Below are 23,564 nucleotides of genomic sequence, written 5' to 3' on the forward strand. Positions count from 1 at the left end.
AAGCCTCAATAGCTATCAAAACAATAGCATCACTGCGGCATAGGCACTGAAACAGGCGCCCCCGAGGGCGCCGCAGCCCGCAAAAAACGCTGCTCGAAAGCGCTGGCGGGCAGCGGCTGGCTGAGCAGGTAGCCCTGCATCTCGTCGCAGCCCAGCTGCGCCAGCCGCCGGGACTGGTCCTCGGTCTCCACCCCCTCGGCCACCACCTTCAGGCGCAGCGCATGCCCCAGGTTGATGATGGTGGACACCAGCGACAGCCCCTGGGGCCCGGAGGCCATGTTCATGGTGAACGAGCGGTCGATCTTGAGCGTGTCCACCGGCAGCCGGGCCAGGTAGCTCAGCGACGAGAACCCGGTGCCGAAGTCGTCGATGGCGATGGTGATGCCCATCTCGCGCAGCGCGTGCAGGCTTTGGGTGCTGCGCTCCACGTCGTCCATCACCATGCTTTCGGTGATCTCCAGCTCCAGCCCGCTGGCAGCGGCAGCGTCGTGCGCCACGGCGTCGCGCACCTCGGCAATGAAGCCCTGGTGCCGCAACTGCAGGATGGACACGTTCACGGCCACCCGCAGTGGCGCCAGCCCCGCCTGGCGCCAGCGCAGGTTGTCGGCCAGCGCCTGCCGCAGCGCCCAGCGGCCCACGTCGTAGATCAGGCCGGTCTCTTCGAGGATGGGGATGAACTGGCCGGGCGGCACCAGGCCCCGGCGCGGGTCGTTCCAGCGGATCAGCGCCTCGACGCCCGTGATGGCGCCACTGGCCAGGTGCTGCTTGGGCTGGTAGTGCAGCACAAACTGGCCCTGCTCCAGCGCCGCGCGCAGGCGCCCCTCCAGGCTCAGCGCCTCGGCCACGCGGGTGTTCATTTCGGAGGTGTAGAACAGCAGGCTGTCGGCCGATGCCTTGGCCTTGTTGACGGCGGCTTCGGCGTTGCGCAGCAGTGCTTCGGCATCGGCACCGTCCATGGGGTACAGGGCCACCCCGGCCTTGGCGGCCATGCGCAGCTCGGTGCCCCCCACCACAAAAGGCGTGTCGAAACAGGCACGCATGAGCAAGTCCACAGCCACCGCCACGGCACCGGCGTCCCGGGCCTCGGTCACGGCAATGCCAAAGCTGTTGATGCCGATGCGCGCCACGTCGTGCAGGTTGCCCGCCGCATGCTGCAGCCGCAGTGCCACCTGCTTGAGCAGTTCATCGCCCGCCTGGCGCCCCAAGGTGTCATTGACGATGCGAAACCGGCTGATGTCCATCAGCGCCACGCCATGCAAGGCCTTGGCCCCATCGCGGGGCCGCAGATGCTGCCCGGTGCGCTCCAGAAACAGCGTGCGGTTGGGCAAGCCGGTGATTTCGTCGTAGTAGGCCAGGTAGCTCAGGCGGTCTTCCTTGTCGAGGTGGTCCATGGCAAAGCCGATGTCCCCGGCCAGCTCGGTCAGCAGCTTCATCTCGGTCTCGTCGAAGAAGCCCACCTCGTCCGCCAGCAGGGCCAACACGGCCACCACATCCCCCCCCACCACAATGGGCAGCACCGCAATGCTGGCCACGCCACGCGCCTGCAGTTGCTCGCGCAGCATCACGCGCGGGTCGCCGGTGATGTCGTCGCACAGCACGGGCCGCCCCGACCGCACTACGGCGGAGGCCAGGCTCTCGCCGGGCGTGGGTTCGCCAAACAGCCCCAGCCGGTCGTGGATGTTGCGGATGAAGTCGGCCTCGGCCCCCGACACCCCCACGGGCACCACCCGCCCTGCCGCGCGGTCCACACGGCCGATCCAGGTGATGCGGAAGTGGCCATGCTCCACGGCAATGCGGCAGGCTTCGCGGAACAGCTCGTCGCGCTGGCGCACGCGCACGATCAGGGTGTTGATGCCGCTGAGCATGGCGTACACGCGGTTGAGGCGCTTGATCTTACGTTCGGCCTCGCGCCGATCGGTGATGTCCTCGCCCAGGCTGGCCACGCCCGTCACCTGCCCGCCCACCGAGCGCAGCACGGTGTTGTTCCAGTGCACCAGGCGCCGCTCGCCCGAGCGGGTGAGGATTTCGTTGTCGTAGTGCCAGGCCGAGGGCCGGTCGGCCAGCAGGTCGGCAAACACATCGCGCACATGGGCGGTTTCGGGCGGCACGAACAGTTCGAACCAGTTGCGGCCAAACACCTCCTCGCGCTCCCAGCCCGTCAGGCGCAGCAGGTAGTCGTTGCAGTAGGTGATCAGGCCGGTGCAGTCCAGCATCAGCGAGATCATCTCGACCTTGTCGAGCATGGTGTTGAAGCGCCGGTCGCTTTCGTGCAGTTCTTCTTCGGCGCGTTTTTCCTTGGTCACGTCCTGGATGGTGTTGAACCAGCGGCCCACTTCGCCCCGGCCGGTCTCGTCCTCCAGCGGCTCCATCACCTGGCGCAGGTACTGCAGCCCACCCGCCGGGTTCAGCACGCGGTAGGTGAAATCCACCCGAACCTTCTGGCGTGCGGCCAGCAGCGCATGGTGGCGGAACGTGCCCCGGTCGTGCGGGTGCACCAGCGCCAGCCAGTCGCGCGCCGAGCGGGGCACCGCGCCGGCAGGCAGGCCCAGGATGTCGGGCAAGGTGTCCTGCCAGCTTTCAAACGCACCGTCGTGCCCGCTGATCACATGGGTGATCTTGGCCAGGGCCTGGGCCCGGCGCAGGCTGGCCTTGCTGGCACGCAGCTCGTCCATGGCGCGCTGGCGCTCGAACACCTCCACCTGCAGTTGCTCGGCATGTTTTTGCACCTCCATGTAGAGGCTGCCGTTTTCGTAGATGCGCCCCACCTGGGCGCCCAGGATGGCCAGCACCTTTTCGTCGTCGGCGCTGAACTCCTCGGCCCCTTCCTTGTTGGCCAGACAGATCCATCCGTAGGAAAACGACAGCGAGGTGACGGGCGCGATCAGCCCGGTGTGCAGCGGCGGGTAGCCTGCGGGCAGGCCGATCACGCTGGGGTTTCCGCCGGGGTTGGTCACGCGCTCGGAACGGCGGTCGGCCCGCAGTTGCCCCAGCAGGCCGTGGGAGACCACAGGGAGGTCCAGGGGCCGGTCTTGCAGCCCTGTGTGTGCGGGATCAATGCCGCTGGTGCAGGTGATGGCGCTGACGCTGTGTTTGCGCACCACACACAACACGGCGTACTGCGCACCCACCAGAGTGCGCGCCCCCCGGCACACGTTGGCCAGCAGCACCTGCGGGTCACGTTCGGAAGCCAGTTGCAGGTTCAGGTCGGTCAGCGCCGCCAGGCGCCGGTTCATGGCCTCCAGCTCGGCCACGTTGCCGGTGAGCTTGCCGGTCATGAGCTGCAGGTGGCGGGTCCGGAAGCCATGCTCCAGCGCCACCAAAGGCCGGGGCGCAATCTGCGTGAGTGCCTGCTCAATGGCGGCCAGGATGTCCTGTGGCTCGCAGGGCTTGACCAGCACCTGCGTGACCCCGCAGGCCAGCGCGAGGCTGCGGGCCTCCTGCTCGCGGTAGTGCGCGCTGTAAAAAATCACCTGCGTGGCCGCCAGGTGGTGGTCGGCCCGCAACTGGCGCACAAACTCGTAGCCGTCCATCGTGGGCATCAGGATGTCGGAGATCACCAGGTCGGGCTGCTCGGCGCGCACCAGGGCCAGCGCCTCGGCGCCATCGGCAGCCTCCAGCGCCTGGTGGCCACTGTGCCCGATGAGCGTGACCACCAGCGCCCGATTGGCGGGAAGGTCATCAACAACAAGAATCTTTGCCATGCGCAGCCCGGTGCTTTTTTGTCAGCCCTCGGCGGGCAGGGTGTTGAACGGCGGCCCCAGGAAGGCCTCGACCTGCTGCACAAAGGTCTCGGGCGTGATGGGCTTGGACAGGTGTTCGTTGAAGCCCACGTCCAGCGCCTTCTCGCGGTCGCCCGGCATCGAGAACGCCGTGACCGCCACCAGCGGCACCACGCGCCAGATCATGCTGGTGCGCAGGCTGCGGGCCACCTCGTAGCCGTTCATCACGGGCATCTGCAGATCGCACAGGATGATGTCCGGGCTTTCTGCCAGCGCAATGCGCACGCCAACGGCGCCGTTCTCTGCGGCCAGCACACGGTGGCCGGCGGCTTCCAGCAGGTAGATGACCAGCTGGCGGCTGGCGTCGTCGTCTTCAATGACCAGGACGGTGGCTTTGGTCATGCGCTGCGCTCCTGGAGTTCAAGGACAAAGGTGCTACCGCGCCCTTCCTCGCTGTCAAAACCCAGGGTGCCGCCCAGGGCTTCGGCCAGCTTGCGGCTCAGGTGCAGGCCCAGGCCCGTGCCTTCGTGGTGGCGGCGGTCGGCGCTCTCCACGCGCGAAAAGGCCTCGAACAGGCGGGGCTGCTCCTGCAGCGCAATGCCGGGGCCCGTGTCCTGCACCCGCAACTGCACGCTGCGGCCGCCGCCTGGCAGGGTCAGCTCGTGCAGCACCACATCCACCCGGCCCTGCTCGGTGAACTTGATGGCATTGCCCACCAGGTTGATGAGGATCTGGCTCAGCGCACGCCGGTCGGTCTGCAGCGCCACCGCGCCGGGTGGCACCTGCACGGCAAACGCCAGGCCCTTGCGCTGGGCCTCCAGCTCCAGGGTGGCCGATACCTCCTCGATCAGGGCCTTGCAGTCCACCGGCTCCAGGTTCAGCGTCACCTTGTTGGCGCTGAGCTTGGCCACATCCAGCAGGTCGTTGATGAGGGACAGCAGGTGCTTGGCGCCCGTCTGCACGATGCGCAACTGCTTGTCCTGCTCGGCATTCAGGGGGCCGGGCAGCTTCATGAGCAAGGTGCCCGTGAAGCCGATGATGGCATTGAGCGGCGTGCGCAGCTCGTGCGACATGCTGGCCAGGAAGCGGTCCTTGACCAGGGCTGCCTTCTCCAGCTCCAGATTCTTGTCGCGCAGAACCTGCTCGATGCGCTTGCGCTCGGTCACATCGCGGATGGCGCTCGATACAAATAATCCCTCCTCGGTCTCTAGCGGGCTCAGGCTGATCTCGACCGGGAACTCGGATTTGTCTTTGCGCAGGCCATACAGGTCCTGCCCCGCGCCCATGGAGCGCGAACGTGGCTCGGAAAAAAAGCGGTGCCGGTGCTCGGGGTGGCGGGCGCCAAAACGCTCGGGCACCAGCAGCTCGATGGGCTGGCCCAGCAGCTCGTCGCGGCTCCAGCCAAACAGCTTCACGGCCTGCGAGTTGACGAGCACGATGCGCCCCTCACGGTTGACGATGACCATGGCGTCGGGCGCGGCTTCGAGCAGATCCTTGAACTTCTGGTCGGCCCGCTTGCGGTCGGTGATGTCGCGGATGGCGCTCATCACCATCTTGCCCTCTTCGGTGTCGATCGGGCTCAGGCTGATCTCCACCGGGAACTCGCCCCGGTCCTTGTGCAGGCCATGCAGCTCCAGCCCCGCGCCCATGGTGCGCGTGCGTGGCTGGCCAAAAAAGCCGCTGCGGTGGCCCAGGTGGGCACCCCGGTAGCGGTGGGGCAACAGCACCTCCACAGCCTGCCCCAGCAGTTCGGCGCGGGCGTAGCCAAACACGCGCTCGGCCTGCGAGTTGACAAGCACGATGCGCCCCGTCACGTTGACCATCACGATGGCATCGGGGGTGGATTCGAGCAGGTCGCGAAAGCGTGCCTCCAACAACTTGGCCTCGCGCTCCACCTTCAGCTGGGTCACATCCTTCTTGCTCGACAGGAAATACTGCAACTGGCCGTCCGCCCCGAGCACCGCTTTGGTGGAAACACTCACATGGACCAGGGTTCCGTCCTTGCGGCGGCGCACCGTTTCTCGCACCGAGGTGCCCAGGCGCACGGCCTCTGCCCGCAAGGCTTCTTCTTCGTGGGCCCGATCCTTGGGAACAATGAGATCCAGCAGAGAGCGCCCTTGCACGTCGGCTTGCTTGTAGCCGAAGATCAGCTCGGCGGCCAGGTTCCACTCCAGCACCAGCCCCTCCGGGGACAGCACCAGCAGTGCGTCGGGGTTTTGCTCCCAATACGCGATAGAAGAAAGTTTGGATCCCATGCAGCTCTCTTGTGACTCTTGTTCCAAGTGGAATTCCTTCCCTGCACCGCACCGCCAAGGTGCCGAGCCATATTAGAGGGGAACGCAAGAAAACACCAACACTGAACTGCCAGCAATGCAGTGCGTCCTCAAGCCACGGTGCCACGGAGGAGATGCATAAAAATGCCCCTGACGCGGCGAGGGCTTCAGGGGCTATCAGACCTTGTGTCCGCAGGCCGGGCCACAAGGCAACCGCAGTGGCTCGGCGCAGCCTATGTACCGGGGCCTGCGCGCATTTGATCCGCCCATCGGTCCATGGCGGCGACCAGCACCGGCGCTTTAGCAAACCCATCTACCAGCCGCGTCACAAACCCACTCTGCCTCACAAGAAGGGCGGGGAAACTGGATATGCCCCAACGGCGCGCTTGTGCAAAGTCTTCATGGGCAGCTTGCCGGGTGCTCTGCGCTTCAAACAACGCCTCAAGCCCTTCTGCTGAAAATGCTTGAGCCCGTAAGGATTGAGTCACCACACGCACCAAAACCTCCTTGGCGGTGGTGTCCAGGCCATCGACGTAAAAGGCATTTTGGATTGCCCGAAACACGGTCAGCAAATCTGCAGCCGGTGCGGCAATGCGCGCGGCAACCACCGCACGGCACGCTGGCTCCGTGTCGTAGACAAACCCCTGCCGTGCCATCAGAGCTTCGCGGTTGAAAGACAAACCTGTCGCAGCTTCCACCTTCGCCCAATGAAACAGCCGAAAGCGTTTACCAGCATCGTCCAGTACCTCGGTGCCCCCGGCGCGCAGTCCCCCGGTGACAATCTCAAGCCGCACCTCGGGCCGCTGGGCCAGCGCCGTCGAAAGCTCCAGCCCGAAGCCATAACACCAGGAACACATGGGGTCTCCCACATAGACCAGGCTGGGTGCGGTGGTGTTTGCGCCGGTCATGGGCGCTCCGCTGCGCGGCGTCCGAATGAAATCCCGTATGCCGCAGGGCGCGCCAGAAGCACAGGGTCGCTGGACGGCTCGATCCCGTCAGGCAAGGCAAGCGGATTGAAGAAGACCGGCTCGCAGCGGGAAGCCTCGGTCAGGCTGTGGATCACGAGGCGCCCGGCAGTCACCTGCCGCCGCTGCTCCGGCCAGGCCTGGGTAGCGTCGCTGGGATCGTCCGCCGCTTCCGCCAATTGCACCTGGAACCGGAAAGACGCGGGCCCCTGGGCGAGGCGCTGCTTCAGTTCTGTCTCCAGAAAGCCATCCGGAAGCGTTGCGCTTTGTTCTTCGCTCAGGCGTTGTTCTCCAGCCTCTGGCTCAAAACGCCAGCGCACGAAGCGGCGCTGGTCGTCCGCAGACCGGAAGACGAACGCGTTTATCCCCCAGTAGGGTGTTGTCACATAGCTGGCGGGTGTTGCGCGCTCGGCCAGGTATTTCCCCTGGCGCAGCGACTCGGGGTGGGCCAGGTTGAATGCCTTCAGGCGCTCAGGATCGGGCTTGCCGGTCGCAGGATCTGGAACCCGCGCCCGCACGAAAGGCGCAAAGTCGGCGGGGTCCTTCACAAAGTACACCGGAGCAGAAAGATTGGCTTGCATCCAGACACTCCCGTCCGGCAAATCCAGCTTGAGCGAAAGCCCCCGTGTGGACCGGCTCTTGTCGGACGCGCGCGGATTGCCTCCCCCCACGGAAAATCGGACCAGCGTCGGCAGGGGCGCCCCCGAGAAGGCGGCCGCCTTGCTCAGCGCCTGCCCTTCAGCCGTTCCGGTGAAGGTGCCGTTTGCACAGAGTCCCTTCGTCTGCGTTCGGCGCAGGCCCGCGTGTTTGCCAAACAGCGTCTCCAGCGCATCCACGGACTCGGTCAGCGGCTCGGCAGCCATCGCGACCGGCTGCAGCGCGACCAAGGACAGCAACAGGGAATAAACGTACTTGGGTGATTTCATTTTCAGTCCAGCCTCAGGCTTTGCTCCATCGTGAAGCATTGGTCCCAGATGTACACGTCGAATGCCGCCAGGCGCGATGCCCACTTGGGTGTCAAGGCGTTCACGCACTGCGCGGCCACGCGGTCGATGTAGTTGTCGAAGACCGCCCAAGGGTTGGATTGGTCGCGGGCATCCATGCCTTCACCCAAGGCGGTGGTCTGCAGCGCCTTGCCCGCTGCCGCCTTGAGGTCTTGCAGGAATTCGTGCTGCGCCACCACGTCGGCCTTGGTGCCAACCCGGGCCACGTGGCCGGACACCAGCCAGTCGAAGTCCATGGACTTGATCTTCTCGACCTGCGCGAAGTAGCCGGGGATGTCCTGCGCCAACGCCAGGCGCCGCCATGGCATCCAGCCGGGGAAGATCACGTCCACCACCATCAGCGTGCGCTGCTCGGGGGCCCACAGGAAGATGTTGCCCGGCTCATGGCCGTTGCCGTGGTAGGAGAGTTCGAGGCGCTGCCCGCCCACACGGACTGTGTGTTTGTCACGGAAGGTGACGTTGGGCAGGGGGCGCTTCGGATCACGCGCCCGCGCCAAGATGGAACGGGTTTCCTCGTGCGCAACGATCACGGGCTTCTTGGGCAGCGTGGCCAGGAAATCTCCGGCCGCGCCAATGTGGTCGGCGTGCGCGTGGCTGTAGATGATGTGCGTGACGGGTTGGCTCGTCACCTCGCGGATCGCCTTGGGGATGAATGCAGCCAGAGGCGGCGGCACGTCGGCCAGGATCACGCCCTTGTCATGCACCATGAACATCGCCTGATAGACGTTGTCGGTCACCATGTGCAGGCCACGCCCCAGCTCCTGGATGCGGTAGCCCTTGGCCGCGTCAATCGCCGGGCCCTTGGCCGACTCGGGAATGTCCATGTACTTGCCCGTGCGCGCCCCGATGGTGGCGATCTCGGGCATGCCGTGGTAAGCCTCGGCGGCAGCACAACCGGGGGCCTTGCACTCTCCGTGGGCCGACACGCTGGCAGGCAAGCCCAACGCCAGCGCACTGACCGATGAAAGAAGGAGCCTAGAGAAAAGGTGAAGCATGTTCATGTCAATCCCGGATGTCGTAGTGAAAGACCTTGGAGACGATCTGCCAGCGCCCATCCAGCCAGAGCAGCGTCAGCAGGTCGATGAAGTGCTTGGGCGCGATGGAGCACTGCAGTCTGGCCAGCGCCGTCACCGGGCCCACCAGCTCGATGGAGAGTACGCGGTCGGTGCGCGGCTGGCCGCTGGCCGCCGGCGCGGGCCGGGCGTCCACCACCGGGAAGTACTCGTTCATGCGCCAGAAGATGGGTTGCTCCCCCGCCGCCGTGGCATACAGCGCCTGTGGGTGGAACACCTGGGCCAGGCGCGCTGTATCGCTGTAGTACAGGCCGTCGAGGTACAGCTCCAGCACTGCGTGGATGGCGGCAAAGTCGGCGGCAGTGCTGTTCATTGCGCTCCCCCTTTCTTTGCCCGCTCGCGCAGCACGGTCACGGTCTCACCCGCGATCCCCCAATGGTCGGTGTCCACCTCTTCGATCACGACAAAGGTGGTGGCCGGGTTCTTGTTCAGCACCTGCACCACGAGGTCGGTCGCGCCGCGAATCAGCTGGGCCTTTTGTTCACGCGTCGCGCCCTCGCGGGTGATCTGGATGTTGATGTAGGGCATGGTCCCGCTCCTCAGGCCGCCAGGCCTTCGGCCACCATCGCGGCCTTGACCTCGGGGCGGGCCGCCACGCGCGCCATGAAGCTGCCGATGTGCTGCAGCTCGCCCAGGTCGATCTGCACATACTTGGCCCAGCCCAGCACCACAAACAGGTACGCATCGGCGGCGGTAAAGGCGTCGCCCGTGAGGTAGCTCTTGCCCGCCAGCTGGCCGTCCAGCCAGACCAGCTTCTTGTACAGCACGGCTGCCAAAGCCTTCTTGGCAGTGGCATCCACATCGCTGTGGAACAGTGGCGTGAAGGACTTGTGCAGCTCGGCCGTCACGTAGTTTTGCCACTCCATGACCCGATAGCGTTCCAGGCTGCCCGCAGGTGGCATCAGGGTGTGGGCGCCCGCGCGGTCGGCCACGTACTGGGCAACCACCGGCCCTTCGGTGATCCGCGTCCCGTCAGGAAGTTCGATCACCGGAACCTGGCCTTTGGGGCTGATGGCATAGAAATCGCCACCGCCACTGGTGGTGTGCTTGCTGGTATCGACCTTCTCCAGCGTGAAGGGCGTGCCGGTTTCGCGCAGAAGAATGTGCGTGGCCAGCGAGCATGCGCCGGGGGCGTAGTAGAGCTTGATTGAGGTCTGCATCGGGGGACTCCTTATGTCCTGGGTGGGTGATGCAGTGACTTTATTTGCGATTTAATTAACAATAAACCTGATTAATTTCAAATCACTAATTACACGCAAATCACCAATGAACCGGCAATTCGACAACCTTCGCCTGGGCAGCATCGAGTTGTTCTGCCTCACGGCGCAGCACCAGGGGTTCACGGCGGCGGCCAAGGCCACGGGGCTCACGGCGGCGGCTGTGAGCCGATCGGTCGCGCGGCTGGAAGAGCGCCTGGGCGTGCGCTTGCTCATGCGCACCACACGCCAGGTGCGCCTCACGGAGGTCGGGCAACGCTATTACGACCAGTGCCGCAACGCGCTCACCCAGCTCAGCGAGGCCGAGCGCGAGGCATCGGGCCAGCAGCTCAAGCCGGCAGGCCTGGTGCGCATCAGCCTGCCCACCTCGTACGGGCACCACCGCGTGTTGCCGCTGCTGCCTGCGTTCAGCCAAAAGTACCCCGACATCGAGATCGAACTGCAGCTGTCCAACCGCAATGTGGACTTCACCGAGGAAGGCTTTGACCTCGCGATCCGGGGCCGGACGCCGCCCGATTCGAGCCTGGTGGCCCGCAAGCTGGAGGACGCCGCCCTGGTAGTGGTCGCGGCATCTGCCTACCTCCAGCGCCACTGCGCACCGCAGACGCCCGAGGAGCTGGTGCTGCACGAATGTGTGCAGTTTGTGCTGCCCAGCAGCGGGCAGGTCGTGCCCTGGCTGCTGGTGCGCGACGGCCAGGCCGTCGAATGGCCCACGCAAGGCAAGTTGCGCTGCGCCGACGACATCCTGGGCCAGGTCACGCTCGCCCGCGCGGGCGCGGGGCTGGTGCAGACCTACCGCTTTCTGGTCGAGGACGATCTGCGCAGCGGCCAGCTGGTCGAGGTGCTGACCGAATACACGGGCGCATCGCGGCCGTTCTCGCTGATCTACCCCGGCAACCGGCACATGCCCTTGCGGGTGCGGGTGCTGATTGACTACCTGGTGCGTGCGCTGGGGCGTTAAGGGGTTAAGGCACTGAGGCGCTGAGGCAGCACCAAGAAAAAACCCTGGTCCGATCAACGCAGCAGGGTTCTTTACTTGGGGCGTTTTTTGAGCCGCCCCAAAGCCAGAGGGCTCCGACTACATGTTGTCGATCATGACCTGCCCAAAGCCCGAGCAGCTCACCTGCGTGGCACCGTCCATCAGGCGCGCAAAGTCGTAGGTCACCTTCTTGGAGGCAATCGACTTCTCCAGCGAGCTGATGATCAGGTTGGCAGCGGCGGTCCAGCCCATGTGGCGCAGCATCATCTCGGCCGACAAGATCTCGGAGCCGGGGTTCACGTAGTCCTTGCCCGCGTACTTGGGCGCCGTGCCGTGGGTGGCTTCAAAACAGGCCACCGAGTCGGACATGTTGGCGCCGGGCGCAATGCCGATGCCGCCCACCTGCGCCGCGAGCGCGTCGGAGATGTAGTCGCCATTGAGATTGAGCGTGGCGACCACCGAATACTCGGCCGGGCGCAGCAAAATCTGCTGCAGGAAGGCGTCGGCAATGCTGTCCTTGACGGTGATGTCCTTGCCCGTCTTCGGGTTCTTGAGCTTGCACCAGGGGCCGCCGTCGATCAGCTCGGCGCCGAATTCCTTCTGCGCCAGCGCATAAGCCCAGTCGCGGAAGCCGCCTTCGGTGAACTTCATGATGTTGCCCTTGTGCACGATGGTCACGCTGGGCTTGTCGTTGTCGATAGCGTACTGGATGGCCTTGCGCACCAGGCGCTCCGTGCCCTCGCGCGAAACAGGCTTGACGCCCAGGCCCGAGGTGTTGGGAAAGCGGATCTTCTTCACGCCCATCTCTTCCTGCAGGAACTTGATGAGCTTCTTGGCCTTGTCGGACTCAGCCTCGAACTCGATGCCGGCATAGATGTCTTCCGAGTTCTCGCGGAAGATGACCATGTTGGTCTTTTCGGGTTCTTTCAGCGGCGAAGGCACGCCCTTGAAATACTGCACCGGGCGCAGGCAGACATACAGGTCCAGCTCCTGGCGCAGGGCCACGTTGAGCGAGCGGATGCCGCCGCCCACGGGCGTGGTGAGCGGCCCCTTGATGGAGACCACGTACTCGCGCAGCACTGCCATGGTTTCTTCAGGCAGCCACACGTCGGGGCCATAGACCTTGGTGGATTTCTCGCCCGCGTACACCTCCATCCAGTGGATCTTCTTCTTGCCGCCATAGGCCTTGGCCACGGCCGCATCCACCACCTTGATCATGACGGGCGTGATGTCGAGGCCCGTGCCATCGCCTTCGATGAAGGGGATGATGGGCTCGTCCGGCACGTTCAGGGACATGTCGGCGTTGACGGTAATTTTCTGGCCTGCGGCAGGCACCACGATGTGCTGGTAGGTGGTCATGGGGGATGTCTCCGGTGTGCGCCGACGGGGATGTGGGCGATGAAGGGGCAAAGCGAGGAAAAGCGAAGAAAAGAAACACCGCCACCAATGGGGCGGTGTGGTTTCAAACCATTCTAATGACAAAAATTTTCGGCCAAGCCCCTGTCAACGCGTTGGGCGCTGCTATCGTTGCGAGTGGAGCCGTGCGGTTCTCGTGCGGCCCTTCAACCTTCGTTCACACTGGAATCGGCATATATGAAAAAACTCCTCGCTGTCCTCGTGGCCGGTCTGTTCACTGCTGGTGCTTTTGCACAGGCACCCGCAGCCGCTCCAACCACCACCGCGCCCGCTGCTGCCCCCATGACGGCCCAGTCTGCCGCCCCCGCCACCAAGAAGGTCGCCAAGAAAAAGGCCACCAAAAAGGGCGCCAAGAAGAAAACTGCCCAAAAGGCCGCCTGAAGCAGTCTGGCAAGGCCAGCCCCCGCTCACGGAGTCCCTGGCCTCCACTGATTCAAAATCGCCCGCACCAGCGGGCGTTTTCTTTGGCGCTGCGACCCTGCACACAGAGCCAGAACTTTCTGCGCCCTGTGCAGTCCGTCCCTGGCGCAGCCCGTTGTTGTTCGCCATGTTCCCTGTTGAATTGAAAGCTCCGCCCATGACCGTCTCACGCGCCACCCCTGCCCCCTCGTTGGATGCCTTGCACGTTGCCACAGGCATTCAGCGCCTTGCCCGACGCACTGCGGGGTTCTGGAGTGCTGTGTGCGTGGCATGTTCTCTGGCGGTCCCCGTTGGCGTCGCCACCGCCCAGGAAGGCCCCCAGCTCAATCTGCGGCGCGTGGAGCTGGCCGCTGGCATGCACCGCATCGACGCCCAGGTGGCCGCATCCCCCCAGGAGCGCCAGACCGGGCTCATGCACCGCAAGGACATGCCCCAGCACGAGGGCATGCTGTTTGTGTTTGAACAACCCGCGCAACAGTGCTTCTGGATGAAGAACACACTGCTGCCGCTCACGGCGGCGTTTGTGGATGACGACGGCACCATCGTCAACCTGGCCGACATGAAGCCCCAGACGCTGGACTCGCACTGCTCGGCCAAACCGGTGCGGTATGTGCTGGAGATGAACCAGGGCTGGTTTGCCAAGAAGAACATCAAGGCAGGCGCCAAACTGACCGGTGCGCCCTTCAGCCGCAAGTGACGCATGGGCGGCATCGGCCGCCCATCAATACTACGATTTTCATAGCAAATATCGCTTGATGGACGCGCGCGAGCAACCTAAAAAGCTTTGAAAGCCCCACAAAAAAAAACGGCCCTCGGGCCGTTTTTTTGTGGCTACAGCCACCAGGGTCATCCCCGGCGGCCATGCGCCTGGCATCAAGCGAAGTTGGCTTCAGCAAACTTCCAGTTCACCAGCTTGTCGAGGAAGGTTTCGACAAACTTGGGACGCATGTTGCGGTAATCGATGTAGTAGGCGTGTTCCCACACGTCCACGGTCAGCAGCGCCTTGTCGGCGGTGGTCAGGGGCGTGCCAGCGGCGCCGGTGTTGACGATGTCCACGCTGCCGTCGGCCTTCTTCACCAGCCAGGTCCAGCCCGAGCCAAAGTTGCCCACGGCAGACTTCACGAAGGCTTCCTTGAAGGCGGCGTAGCTGCCCCACTTGGCGTTGATGGCCGCAGCCAGTGCGCCGGAAGGCTCACCGCCACCCTGGGGGGCCATGCAGTTCCAGAAGAAGGTGTGGTTCCAGATTTGCGCAGCGTTGTTGTAGATGCCGCCGCTCGACTTCTTGACGATCTCTTCGAGCGTCAGGGATTCGAACTCGGTGCCCTTTTGCAGGTTGTTGAGGTTCACCACATAGGCGTTGTGGTGCTTGCCGTGGTGGAATTCCAGCGTTTCCTGGCTGTAGTGCGGGGCCAGGGCGTCGATGGCGTAGGGCAGCGGGGGAAGGGTGTGTTCCATGGTGGTATTTCCTCGTGGTTTGAAATTCTGGGATGCCGCCTGCAACGCGATCTTTCCTGAGCAATGCAGTCGGACACAGCGCGAGGGGGCATTGTAGGAACATCAGGTGACCTGTGCAGGCTCAGGGAGACCCCATCGCACACAATGAGCCTGAAAAAAACGGACAGCCCCTCAGAACCTGTTCACAACAGCCGTGGTTGCGCCGCCACCGTCACATCCACCACGCCATCGGCCAGCGTGGCGCGCAGGGCGTCGCCCGGGTGGGCCTGCTGCACGCTGGTCACGGCCCGGCCCCCAGTGTCGGTCAGCAGCGCATAACCGCGCTGCAGCACCAGGCGCGGGTCCAGCAGGTCCAGGCGCAGGGCGGCGCGATCCAGCCGCTCGGTGTGTTGTGCCACGCAGCGCTGCATTTTTTGAGGCAAATTGGCCTCCATCGCCTGCTGGTATTGGTTTAGCCGCTGCAATTTCAGGAGCACGCCGTGGCGCATGCGCTGCGCCAGGCGGGCCAGCTGCAGCTGCTCGCGCGCCACCAGGCCCGAGGGACGGCCCAGGCGCGCAGCGGCCTGGTCCAGCCGCTGGTGGCGTGCGTCGAGCTGGCGCTCCACGCCATCGGCCAGGCGCCCGGCCAGCAGGCCCAGAGCACCCAGCCACACCTCGCGTGGCTGGGCCACCAGCTCGGCCGCCGCTGTGGGCGTGGGCGCGCGCAGGTCGGCGCAGAAGTCGGCAATGGTGAAGTCGGTCTCATGCCCCACGCCACTGATAAGCGGCACCGGGCTTTGCACGATGGTGCGGGCCAGTTGCTCGTCGTTGAAGGCCCACAGGTCTTCGATGGAGCCGCCGCCGCGCACGAGCAAGATCACGTCCACCGGCGGGTTTGGGGCCAAATCGGCCCCTTGGGCGCGCTCCGCTTGCGCAAGCAGATACATTTTTGATAGCGCCGCCACCAGCGACGCCGGGGCGGCCGCCCCCTGCACCAGCGCGGGCACCAGCACCACGGGGATGTGCGGCACGCGGCGGCGCAGCGCCGTGACCACGTCGTGCAGCGCCGCCGCACCAGGTGACGTGACCAGGCCAATGGCGCGCGGCAGCAGTGGCAGCGGGCGCTTGCGGGCGGTGTCGAACAGCCCTTCGGCATCGAGCTGGGCCTTCAGGCGCAGGAACTGCTCGAACAGTGCGCCCTGTCCGGCCCGCTGCATGCTTTCGACAATGAACTGCAGGTCACCCCGCGCCTCGTACACCCCCAGGCGCCCGCGCACTTCCACCAATTCGCCATCGCGCGGCGAAAAGTCAAGCAAGCTGGCAGCGCGGCGGAACATGGCGCAGCGCAGCTGCCCGTTGGCGTCCTTGATCGAAAAATAACAATGCCCGCTGGATGCGCGCGAGAAGCCCGTTATCTCGCCGCGCACGGCCACAGGATTGAAGCGGGCCTCCAGCGCATCAGCAATGGCGCGGCACAGCGCGCCAACTTCCCACACACGCGGCGCCACGCCTGGGTTTGTGCGCTCAAACATGAGAAACGGCGGGCGTTTGCGCGGTGCTCACCGCGCAAGTACTCCACAGAAACCCACCTGCACCAAAGCACACAAGGTCATAACTAAAAACCGCCCGCAAAACACCAGCGCACGTACAAGTTATTGATTTATAAGGATTTTTCATTGCGCAATTTTTCATCAATCTGTTGCAAGCACGGCGTGGAGCCACTTTGCGGGCTGGGCAAACCGGGTTGCCCACAAAGTTATCCACAGTTTTTGTGGGTGAGCGGGGGGCGCTGGCGGGTGGGCGGCAAGGTAACTGTTTGTGACGCTCAAGCCCGCAGGATGCACCCGCAAGCTGGGCCATAATCGCCGATTGCTTTCATCTGCGCGGAGAGAGATTTGCTGTCCATCATACAAGCCGCAGGCTGGCCGATCTGGCCCCTGATTGCGTGTTCCGTCCTGGGAATGGCGCTGATTTTCGAACGTTTTGTGGCCCTCAAGACGGCCCGCGTCGCCCCCCCGAAATTGCTCGATGAAGCGATCACCGTGTCGTCCAAGGCCCTGCCCACCCCCGACGTGGTGAACCAGCTGGCACAGAACTCGGCCCTGGGTGAAGTGCTGGCCAGCGGCCTGCGCACCCTCAACAGCAACCCCCAGTGCAGCGAAACCGACCTGCGCGCCGCCATGGAAGGCACCGGCCGCGCCGTGGCGCACCGGCTGGAAAAGTACCTCTCGGCCCTGGCCACCATCGCCTCGGCCGCGCCCCTGCTGGGCCTGCTCGGCACCGTCATCGGCATGATCGAGATCTTTGGCTCGCAGGCGGGCGGCGGTGGCGTGGGCCAGGCCATGGGCGGCGGCAACCCGGCCCAGCTCGCGCACGGCATCTCGATTGCGCTTTACAACACGGCCTTTGGCCTCATCGTGGCCATCCCGGCGCTGATCTTCTGGCGCTACTTCCGTGCCCGCGTGGATGCGTATCTGCTCACGCTGGAGCTGGCCTCCGAGCAGTTCGTGCGCCACATCCTGCGCCTGCGCAAAGCCAAGTAAAGCCAACCCAACGCCCCATGAACTTCCGCCCCCGCGCCAAGGAAGAGCCGGAGATCAACCTGATCCCGTTCATCGACGTGTTGCTGGTGATCCTCATCTTTCTGATGCTGACCACCACCTACAGCAAGTTCACCGAGCTGCAGCTCACCCTGCCCGTGGCCGATGCAGAGCAGCAGCGCGACCACCCCAAGGAAATCATCGTGGCCGTGGCGGCCGATGGCCGTTATGCGGTCAACAAGACGGGCGTGGACGGCAAGGGCGTGGATTCCATCGCCCAGGCTCTGCGCAGCGCGGCCACGGCCGGCCCCGGCAGCGTGGTCATCATCAGCGCCGACGCCATGGCGCCGCACCAGTCCGTGGTCACGGTGATGGAGGCCGCGCGCCGCGTTGGCCTCACGCAGATCACGTTTGCCACGCAGTCGTCGTCCGCGTCCGCACGCGCGACCAACGCGGCCAGCCGCTGACGCGCATGGGCGCCCCCGGGCCACAGCCGCCCCCGGCAACGCCCCACCCCGCCCGGCCGCCCACCGGGCGCGCCACCGCCGAGCAAGGCCTGCAAAAAATCTGGCAAACCCGGAGCCTGGCCGCCTGGGCCCTGTCGCCCGTTGCGCTGTTGTATGGCGCGCTGGTGGCAGTGCGCCGCCTGCTTTACCGCACCGGCCTGCTGCGCTCTGAACACCCCGGCCGCCCCGTGATCGTGGTCGGCAATGTGATTGCCGGGGGCGCGGGCAAGACGCCGGTGGTCATTGCGCTGGTGAAACATCTGCAGGCACAGGGCCTGCAGGTGGGCGTCATTTCGCGCGGCTATGGCCGCAGCACCCAGGATTGCCGCGCGGTGCTGCCCGAAAACCCGGCCAGCGAGGTGGGCGACGAGCCCGCGCTGATCGCACGCAGCTTTGCGGGAACTGCCCCCCTGCCCGTGTTTGTGGCGCCGCGCCGCATCACCGCCGCACGGGCACTGCTGGCCGCCCACCCCGGCACCGATGTGATCGTCTGCGACGATGGCCTGCAGCACCTGGCGCTGAAGCGCGATCTGGAAATCTGTATCTTCAACGACCAGGGCGTGGGCAATGGCTGGCTGCTGCCCGCCGGGCCGTTGCGCGAACCCTGGCCACGCCGGGTGGACTTTGTGCTGCATGCGGGTGACAAGCCCCCCGGTGGAACCACGGCCCCGGCGTTTGGCCTGCAGCGCCGCCTCGCGCCTTGGGCGGTGCGGTCAGACGGCAGCCAGGTACCGCTGGCCCAGCTGAGGGGCCAACCTCTGCACGCCTTGGCAGCCGTGGCGCGGCCCGGCGACTTCTTTGCCATGCTGCGGTCTGAAGGTCTGACCTTGGCGCACACCGAGGCCCTGTCGGATCACTATGATTTCAATAGCTGGAAGCGACCACTCGATGCGCGGAAGCCCGTGATTTGCACCGAAAAAGACGCCGTCAAGCTGTGGGCCCTGCACCCCGAGGCGCTGGCCGTGCCTTTGGCCGTGCAGATCGACCCCCGCTTTTTTGCTGCGCTGGATACGAAGCTGTCAGCACTGCTGGCCAAGGCCGCAGCACACAAGCCGCCGCTATCATCCCCCCCTGCCTGAATGGGCCTCGCCCCACCCCGCTGAATCTTCCAGGAAAGCCCCGCCCCCATGGACCCCAAACTGCTTGAACTGCTGGTCTGCCCCGTCACCAAAGGCCCCCTGACCTACGACCGCGAGGCGCAGGAACTCGTCTCGCGCAGCGCGCGGCTCGCCTACCCGGTGCGTGACGGCATCCCGGTGCTGCTGGAAAACGAAGCCCGCACGCTGACCGACGAGGAACTGGAGCGGTGAGCACCGCCACCGCTGCCCCGGCAACTGCAAGCCCCTTCACGGTGCTGATCCCGGCGCGCATGGCATCGAGCCGCCTGCCGGACAAGCCGCTGGCCGACATCGCCGGGTTGCCCATGGTGGTGCGCGTGGCCCAGCGCGCTGCGCAAAGCGCCGCCACCCGCGTGGTGGTGGCCGCCGACAATGCCCGCATCCTGAAGGCCTGTGAGGCCCACGGCGTGCAGGCGATCATGACCCGGCTCGACCACGCCAGCGGCAGCGACCGGCTGGCCGAAGCCTGCGTGCAGCTGGGCCTGGAGGGCGACGACATCGTGGTCAATGTGCAGGGCGACGAACCCCTGATGGACCCGGCCCTCATCAACGCCGTGGCAGGCCTGTTACCCGCCCGACCCGAAGCCAGCATGGGCACGGCCGCCCATGCCATTGTTTCGCTGGCGGACGTCGCCAACCCCAATGTGGTGAAGGTGGTGCTGGACGCGCGGGGCCTGGCGCATTACTTCAGCCGCGCGCCCATTCCGTTTGCGCGCGACCATGTGGGCACCGCGTGGTGGCAAGGCGCCGCGCAGGCTGCAGCCCCGGGTGTGGCGGCGCTGGCGGGTTTTGCGCCGCTGCGGCACATCGGCATCTACAGCTACCGCGCCGGTTTTCTGCGGCAGTTTCCGCAACTGGCCCCGGCACCGACCGAGGCGGTCGAGGCGCTGGAACAACTGCGCGCCCTTTGGCATGGCCACCGCATTGCCGTGCACCTGGCAGACACGGCACCGGGCCCGGGCGTGGACACGCCCGAAGACCTGGAGCGGGTGCGCGCGCTGCTCGGCTGAGGGCCCGGCCCGCCCTGCAATGCCCCGCAGTGGTGCGGCCTCGGGGAAACAGTCGCCCGTGTAAGTCAGCGCAAGGTGGTCACATGCTATCCTCGACCGCAACGAGAGCACCGCATCCCGGGCGCACAGAACGGCTACAGGCGCCCTTCGCGCGTCCCCGCCAGCGGCGCCAACTGATTTCTAACCTTCGAGGACTTCCATGAGACTGATTCTGTTGGGCGCGCCTGGCGCCGGAAAGGGCACGCAAGCCACGTTCATCTGCCAGAAGTACGGCATCCCGCAAATCTCCACCGGCGACATGCTGCGCGCCGCCGTCAAGGCCGGCACACCGCTGGGCCTGCAGGCCAAGGCCGTGATGGACTCGGGTGCCCTGGTCAGTGACGACATCATCATCGGTCTGGTCAAGGAACGCATCACGCAGCCTGACTGCGCCAAGGGCTTCCTGTTCGACGGTTTCCCCCGCACCATCCCCCAGGCCGACGCGATGAAGGCCGCAGGCGTCAAGCTCGACTACGTGCTTGAAATCGATGTGCCCTTCGACGCCATCATCGAACGCATGAGCGGCCGCCGCTCGCACCCCGCCAGTGGCCGCACTTACCACGTCAAGTTCAACCCCCCCAAGGTGGAAGGCAAGGACGATGTGACGGGCGAAGAGCTGATCCAGCGCGAAGACGACAAGGAAGAAACCGTCAAGAAGCGCCTGCAGGTCTACAGCGACCAGACGCGTCCCCTGGTGGACTACTACGGCAACTGGGCCAAGGCAGAACCCGCAGTGGCCCCCAAGTACCGGGCCATCAGCGGCACAGGCAGCGTGGACGAGATCACGGCACGCGCGCTGCAAGCCCTGGCGAGCTGAGACGAGAAAACAAAGCGGTCGCTGGTGCGGCCCCGGCCATACGGCCACGCTGATCGCTACGAACCGGCGACGTCCTGCACAGGGGCGTCGCTTTTTTATGGCGCCAACATGCTCGTGCGCCAACGCTGCCCGGCATCAGTTCCGCCGCAGCAGTACCTCATCACCCCGACATTGACCCACACATCATGCGGGGCTGGACCGCAGGCCGTAGGCTTTGCCATCGACATACAGGTACTCCGCGCGCAGCACCGGGTCGCCCTTCTCCTCATGCAAGGTGAACCCCACCACCGAGACCTGGGCGCCCGGCAGGATCTCCTGCACCTGCCACGCCTGCATGCGTGTGAGGGGCGCCAGCTCGACCTCCCAGAGCCGGTCCTTGCGGGTGGGCAACACGGCCTTGGCCAGCAGCGCTCGGCCGTCCACTGGCGCCGTCTGTGCGGGTACCTGCCGCTGGGCCAGGTCGGCAGGCAGCTTCAAGCCAGCGGCAAGCTCCAGCGACAGTTCTGCATGGGGGTTCTGCCAGCGCGCCTTGCGCACGGTGCCTTCCAGATAAATGGGGCGGTCCGGGTCAAAGCTGCTCCAGCCATGGTGCGCCTGCCCCCCCAGGGGCCAGGCGGTGGCGGCGACAAGCAAGTGGCGTCGTTGCAGGCTCATACAGACTCCCGAAGAAAAGAGGAACCGGACAGGTTTTACAGATAGGCGATCCAGCGGCCACACACCACCACGGCCAGCCAGACCACCGTGGAAGCCAGCATCTGTGCGCGGGCCAGGGCGTCCAGCCGCAGGAGTGAACCGCGCCCATGAAACCATGCGGCATTGCACCCGGCAAGCATTAACAACAGCATCTTCAAGGTGAATGCCCGGTTGCTGAGCAGCTCGGCTGGCTGGGTGGCAAACATCAGCAGGCCCGAGGCGGCGGCCAGTGCGAAACCACACAGCGCCAGCGACAGGCTCAGCCGGGCCAGGTCCTTCACCGGCAGCGCCGCACCCCGGCCAAACACCCGCAACTCCAGCAACACCAGGTTGCCCAGCAGCAGCGCGATGCCCACGATGTGCACCACCTCCAGCGCCGGATAGGCCCAGGCATGCGTCTTGAGTGCTGCGAACATATATAAATAAAGCAGCCAGCCTCGTCAGTGCGCCTGCAGCAGGTCGAGCACCAAGGCCACCCGCGCCTTCACTGGCGACAGCCCCAGGGAATCCGGCAACACATCGTCGGGCTTGGGCAGCACCTGCCCTTCGGTGCACCGGGTGGCCCGCACCACGCGCACACCGGCCTGCTGTGCCCGCAGCAAGGCGGCCTCCAGCGCATGGTGAATGGTCCCGTTTCCCGTGCAGGCCACCACCAGACCCCGCACACCGGCATGCACCAGCGCATCCACGGTCTGGGCCCGTGCCCCTGCGTGGCTCAGCACCACCTCCACCCAGGGCCATTCGTGGGCTTCAATTCCTGTTTTGATAGCAGAAAAGGCGCGCCCAACAGGCGCAAGGGGCCAATTTTGCACAAGGCGCACCCGTCCTTCCTCCACCCACCCCAAGGGGCCGGCATCGCCCGAATTGAAGGCATGCACCCGGTACGGGTGGACCTTCTGCACGCTGCGGGCGGCATGCACTTCTCCGGCCGCCACAGCGACCACCCCGGTGGCGCCAGGGGCCAGCACCACGGCCACAGCGTCCAGCAGGTTCTGCGGACCGTCGGGCGTCAGCGCCGTCGCGGGGCGCATGGCACAGGTCAGCACCACAGGCTTGGTGGCGTCCAGCACTTCGCGCAGAAACCAGGCGGTTTCTTCCAGCGTGTCGGTGCCGTGGGTAATGACCAGGCCCCGCACATCCGGGTCCGCCAGGTGGTGCGCGCAGCGCTGGGCCAGCGCCCGCCACACACCGTCATCCATGTCCTTGCTGTCCACCTGGGCCACCTGCTCGGCCACCAGCATGCCGCCCGCCAGCGCCTGCAGGCCCGGCACGGCGGCCAGCAGTTGCTCTACCCCCACCTGGGCTGCGGTGTAGCCAATGTTGTCCCCCGCCTGCGCCGAGGTGCCCGCGATGGTGCCCCCGGTGCCCAAAACCACAATTTTTTGCCCACTCACTTGCATACTCCGAAAAACTGGTGAAAAATACAGTTACTGGATTAAAAAACAGTTGTTCGCCACTGTAACCGCCGCCACCGGAAACCACCATGCTCGACAACCCCAAACTCACCGCCCGCCAGCAGCAGATTCTGGATCTCATCCAGACCGCCATTGCACGCACTGGCGCGCCCCCGACCCGCGCAGAAATCGCGGCCGAGCTGGGGTTCAAATCAGCCAACGCCGCCGAAGAGCACCTGCAGGCTCTGGCCCGCAAAGGGGTGATCGAGCTGGTCAGCGGCACATCGCGTGGCATTCGCCTGCGTGGCGACACGGTCCGCTCCATCAATGCGGCCCGTAGCCTCCAGCTTGGCAGCCAGTTCAGCCTGCCAATTCCAGGCTTGTCGCAGCTGGTGCTGCCCCTGGTGGGGCGCGTGGCAGCGGGGTCGCCCATTCTCGCGCAGGAACATGTGGACCAGACCTACAGCGTGGAAAACAGCCTCTTCCAGCACAAACCCGATTACCTGCTCAAAGTGCGCGGCATGTCCATGCGCGACGCCGGCATCATGGACGGCGACCTGCTCGCAGTGCAGTCCACCCGCGAAGCCCGCAACGGGCAGATCATCGTGGCGCGGCTGGGTGACGATGTCACCGTCAAGCGCCTGCGCCGCACCGCCACCGCCATCGAGCTCTTGCCCGAAAACCCCGACTACCCGGTGATCGTGGTCCAGCCCGGTGAACCCTTCGAAATCGAAGGCCTGGCTGTGGGGCTCATCCGCAACACCATGCTGATGTAGACCACTCCGTTTGGGCCGCACTGCGGGTGGCGGGCGTTTGGTGGGCTGGGCACAGCACACCAGCCCTGCAGTGCAGACCCCATGCCATGCCACCAGCCGTACCAGCGCGGCGACGTTGTTTGTCTTGTGATGCCAGTCTCTTGCACCACAGGCAGCAGCACGTCCGCCATG

25 protein-coding genes are annotated in these 23,564 nt (G+C 65.5%); 10 read left to right on the forward strand and 15 right to left on the reverse strand.

The window, feature by feature from the left end; all coding sequences use genetic code 11:
• Positions 1 to 29: 29 nt before the first annotated feature.
• The 9 genes from ACYZGB_RS04270 to gstA form a co-directional block, all read right to left on the reverse strand.
• On the reverse strand, positions 30 to 3,701 hold the full coding sequence (locus tag ACYZGB_RS04270) for an EAL domain-containing protein (protein ID WP_462386976.1): 3,672 nt from the start codon (positions 3,699 to 3,701) through the stop codon (positions 30 to 32).
• 21 nt (positions 3,702 to 3,722) lie between these two features.
• Positions 3,723 to 4,121 (reverse strand): response regulator, encoded by a 399-nt coding sequence (locus tag ACYZGB_RS04275; protein ID WP_462386977.1) that lies wholly within the window; start codon positions 4,119 to 4,121, stop codon positions 3,723 to 3,725.
• The gene (locus tag ACYZGB_RS04280; RefSeq protein ID WP_462386978.1) at positions 4,118 to 5,974 is read right to left on the reverse strand and encodes a PAS domain S-box protein; all 1,857 of its coding nucleotides are present in this window, start codon (positions 5,972 to 5,974) and stop codon (positions 4,118 to 4,120) included. Before ACYZGB_RS04280 ends, ACYZGB_RS04275 begins: the two co-directional genes overlap by 4 nt.
• A gap of 251 nt (positions 5,975 to 6,225) precedes the next feature.
• Positions 6,226 to 6,900, reverse strand: a complete 675-nt coding sequence (locus ACYZGB_RS04285; protein ID WP_462386979.1) for a DsbA family protein — start codon at positions 6,898 to 6,900, stop codon at positions 6,226 to 6,228.
• Positions 6,897 to 7,883 carry a catalase family peroxidase gene (locus ACYZGB_RS04290; protein WP_462386980.1) on the reverse strand — a complete coding sequence of 329 codons (987 nt, stop codon included), beginning with the start codon at positions 7,881 to 7,883 and terminating at the stop codon, positions 6,897 to 6,899. Before ACYZGB_RS04290 ends, ACYZGB_RS04285 begins: the two co-directional genes overlap by 4 nt.
• Positions 7,884 to 7,885: 2 nt before the next feature.
• Positions 7,886 to 8,962, reverse strand: a complete 1,077-nt coding sequence (locus ACYZGB_RS04295; protein WP_462386981.1) for an MBL fold metallo-hydrolase — start codon at positions 8,960 to 8,962, stop codon at positions 7,886 to 7,888.
• A gap of 1 nt (position 8,963) precedes the next feature.
• Entirely contained in the window at positions 8,964 to 9,347 is a 384-nt protein-coding gene (locus ACYZGB_RS04300) for a nuclear transport factor 2 family protein (protein ID WP_462386982.1), read from the reverse strand.
• Positions 9,344 to 9,562, reverse strand: a complete 219-nt coding sequence (locus tag ACYZGB_RS04305) for a tautomerase family protein (RefSeq protein WP_462386984.1) — start codon at positions 9,560 to 9,562, stop codon at positions 9,344 to 9,346. The genes ACYZGB_RS04300 and ACYZGB_RS04305 overlap by 4 nt, the downstream gene beginning before the upstream one ends.
• Before the next feature lie 11 nt (positions 9,563 to 9,573).
• On the reverse strand, positions 9,574 to 10,194 hold the full coding sequence (gene gstA, locus ACYZGB_RS04310; RefSeq protein WP_462386985.1) for a glutathione transferase GstA: 621 nt from the start codon (positions 10,192 to 10,194) through the stop codon (positions 9,574 to 9,576).
• Positions 10,195 to 10,300: 106 nt separating this feature from the next.
• Between gstA and ACYZGB_RS04315 the strand changes: the two genes are divergently transcribed.
• Positions 10,301 to 11,212: a LysR family transcriptional regulator gene (locus ACYZGB_RS04315; RefSeq protein WP_462386986.1), complete on the forward strand. Its 912-nt coding sequence runs from the start codon at positions 10,301 to 10,303 to the stop codon at positions 11,210 to 11,212.
• A gap of 117 nt (positions 11,213 to 11,329) precedes the next feature.
• Here the strand turns inward: ACYZGB_RS04315 and icd are convergent, their stop codons facing one another.
• The gene (icd, locus tag ACYZGB_RS04320) at positions 11,330 to 12,589 is read right to left on the reverse strand and encodes an NADP-dependent isocitrate dehydrogenase (RefSeq protein ID WP_462386987.1); all 1,260 of its coding nucleotides are present in this window, start codon (positions 12,587 to 12,589) and stop codon (positions 11,330 to 11,332) included.
• A 234-nt stretch (positions 12,590 to 12,823) separates the two neighbouring features.
• On the opposite strand from icd, the gene ACYZGB_RS04325 reads away from it, so the two are divergent.
• Together ACYZGB_RS04325 and ACYZGB_RS04330 are read left to right on the forward strand one after the other, a co-directional pair.
• On the forward strand, positions 12,824 to 13,027 hold the full coding sequence (locus tag ACYZGB_RS04325; protein WP_462386988.1) for a hypothetical protein: 204 nt from the start codon (positions 12,824 to 12,826) through the stop codon (positions 13,025 to 13,027).
• Positions 13,028 to 13,223: 196 nt separating this feature from the next.
• A complete protein-coding gene (locus ACYZGB_RS04330) occupies positions 13,224 to 13,763 on the forward strand; it encodes a DUF192 domain-containing protein (RefSeq protein ID WP_462386989.1) in 540 nt (179 codons plus the stop codon).
• A gap of 176 nt (positions 13,764 to 13,939) precedes the next feature.
• On the opposite strand, the gene ACYZGB_RS04335 is transcribed toward ACYZGB_RS04330, so the two are convergent.
• Both ACYZGB_RS04335 and xseA read right to left on the reverse strand, forming a co-directional pair.
• Positions 13,940 to 14,521: a superoxide dismutase gene (locus ACYZGB_RS04335; protein WP_063460381.1), complete on the reverse strand. Its 582-nt coding sequence runs from the start codon at positions 14,519 to 14,521 to the stop codon at positions 13,940 to 13,942.
• Between the two features lie 182 nt (positions 14,522 to 14,703).
• Entirely contained in the window at positions 14,704 to 16,032 is a 1,329-nt protein-coding gene (xseA, locus tag ACYZGB_RS04340; protein ID WP_462386990.1) for an exodeoxyribonuclease VII large subunit, read from the reverse strand.
• Between the two features lie 363 nt (positions 16,033 to 16,395).
• On the opposite strand from xseA, the gene ACYZGB_RS04345 reads away from it, so the two are divergent.
• From ACYZGB_RS04345 to adk, 6 genes are all read left to right on the forward strand, one after another.
• Positions 16,396 to 17,043, forward strand: a complete 648-nt coding sequence (locus ACYZGB_RS04345) for a MotA/TolQ/ExbB proton channel family protein (protein WP_063460383.1) — start codon at positions 16,396 to 16,398, stop codon at positions 17,041 to 17,043.
• Positions 17,044 to 17,060: 17 nt separating this feature from the next.
• The gene (locus tag ACYZGB_RS04350) at positions 17,061 to 17,507 is read left to right on the forward strand and encodes an ExbD/TolR family protein (RefSeq protein WP_462386991.1); all 447 of its coding nucleotides are present in this window, start codon (positions 17,061 to 17,063) and stop codon (positions 17,505 to 17,507) included.
• A gap of 5 nt (positions 17,508 to 17,512) precedes the next feature.
• A complete protein-coding gene (gene lpxK / locus ACYZGB_RS04355) occupies positions 17,513 to 18,625 on the forward strand; it encodes a tetraacyldisaccharide 4'-kinase (RefSeq protein WP_462386992.1) in 1,113 nt (370 codons plus the stop codon).
• 48 nt (positions 18,626 to 18,673) lie between these two features.
• Entirely contained in the window at positions 18,674 to 18,856 is a 183-nt protein-coding gene (locus ACYZGB_RS04360; RefSeq protein WP_056165650.1) for a Trm112 family protein, read from the forward strand.
• Complete coding sequence (kdsB, locus tag ACYZGB_RS04365) at positions 18,853 to 19,674, forward strand: 3-deoxy-manno-octulosonate cytidylyltransferase (protein ID WP_462386993.1); 822 nt, start codon at positions 18,853 to 18,855, stop codon at positions 19,672 to 19,674. Before ACYZGB_RS04360 ends, kdsB begins: the two co-directional genes overlap by 4 nt.
• A gap of 199 nt (positions 19,675 to 19,873) precedes the next feature.
• Positions 19,874 to 20,530 (forward strand): adenylate kinase, encoded by a 657-nt coding sequence (gene adk / locus ACYZGB_RS04370; protein ID WP_298456749.1) that lies wholly within the window; start codon positions 19,874 to 19,876, stop codon positions 20,528 to 20,530.
• A 183-nt stretch (positions 20,531 to 20,713) separates the two neighbouring features.
• Here the strand turns inward: adk and ACYZGB_RS04375 are convergent, their stop codons facing one another.
• From ACYZGB_RS04375 to ACYZGB_RS04385, 3 genes are read right to left on the reverse strand one after another with little or no spacing between them, the layout of a single operon-like run.
• Entirely contained in the window at positions 20,714 to 21,184 is a 471-nt protein-coding gene (locus ACYZGB_RS04375; RefSeq protein ID WP_462386994.1) for a DUF6152 family protein, read from the reverse strand.
• Positions 21,185 to 21,219: 35 nt separating this feature from the next.
• A complete protein-coding gene (locus ACYZGB_RS04380; protein ID WP_462386995.1) occupies positions 21,220 to 21,639 on the reverse strand; it encodes a hypothetical protein in 420 nt (139 codons plus the stop codon).
• Between the two features lie 24 nt (positions 21,640 to 21,663).
• On the reverse strand, positions 21,664 to 22,623 hold the full coding sequence (locus tag ACYZGB_RS04385) for an asparaginase (RefSeq protein WP_462386996.1): 960 nt from the start codon (positions 22,621 to 22,623) through the stop codon (positions 21,664 to 21,666).
• A gap of 83 nt (positions 22,624 to 22,706) precedes the next feature.
• Here ACYZGB_RS04385 and lexA point away from each other — a divergent pair, with 83 nt between their 5' ends.
• A complete protein-coding gene (gene lexA / locus ACYZGB_RS04390; RefSeq protein WP_063460389.1) occupies positions 22,707 to 23,393 on the forward strand; it encodes a transcriptional repressor LexA in 687 nt (228 codons plus the stop codon).
• The last annotated feature ends 171 nt before the right edge of the window (positions 23,394 to 23,564 follow it).

The sequence above is a fragment of the Acidovorax sp. Q11 genome, from assembly GCF_054950075.1.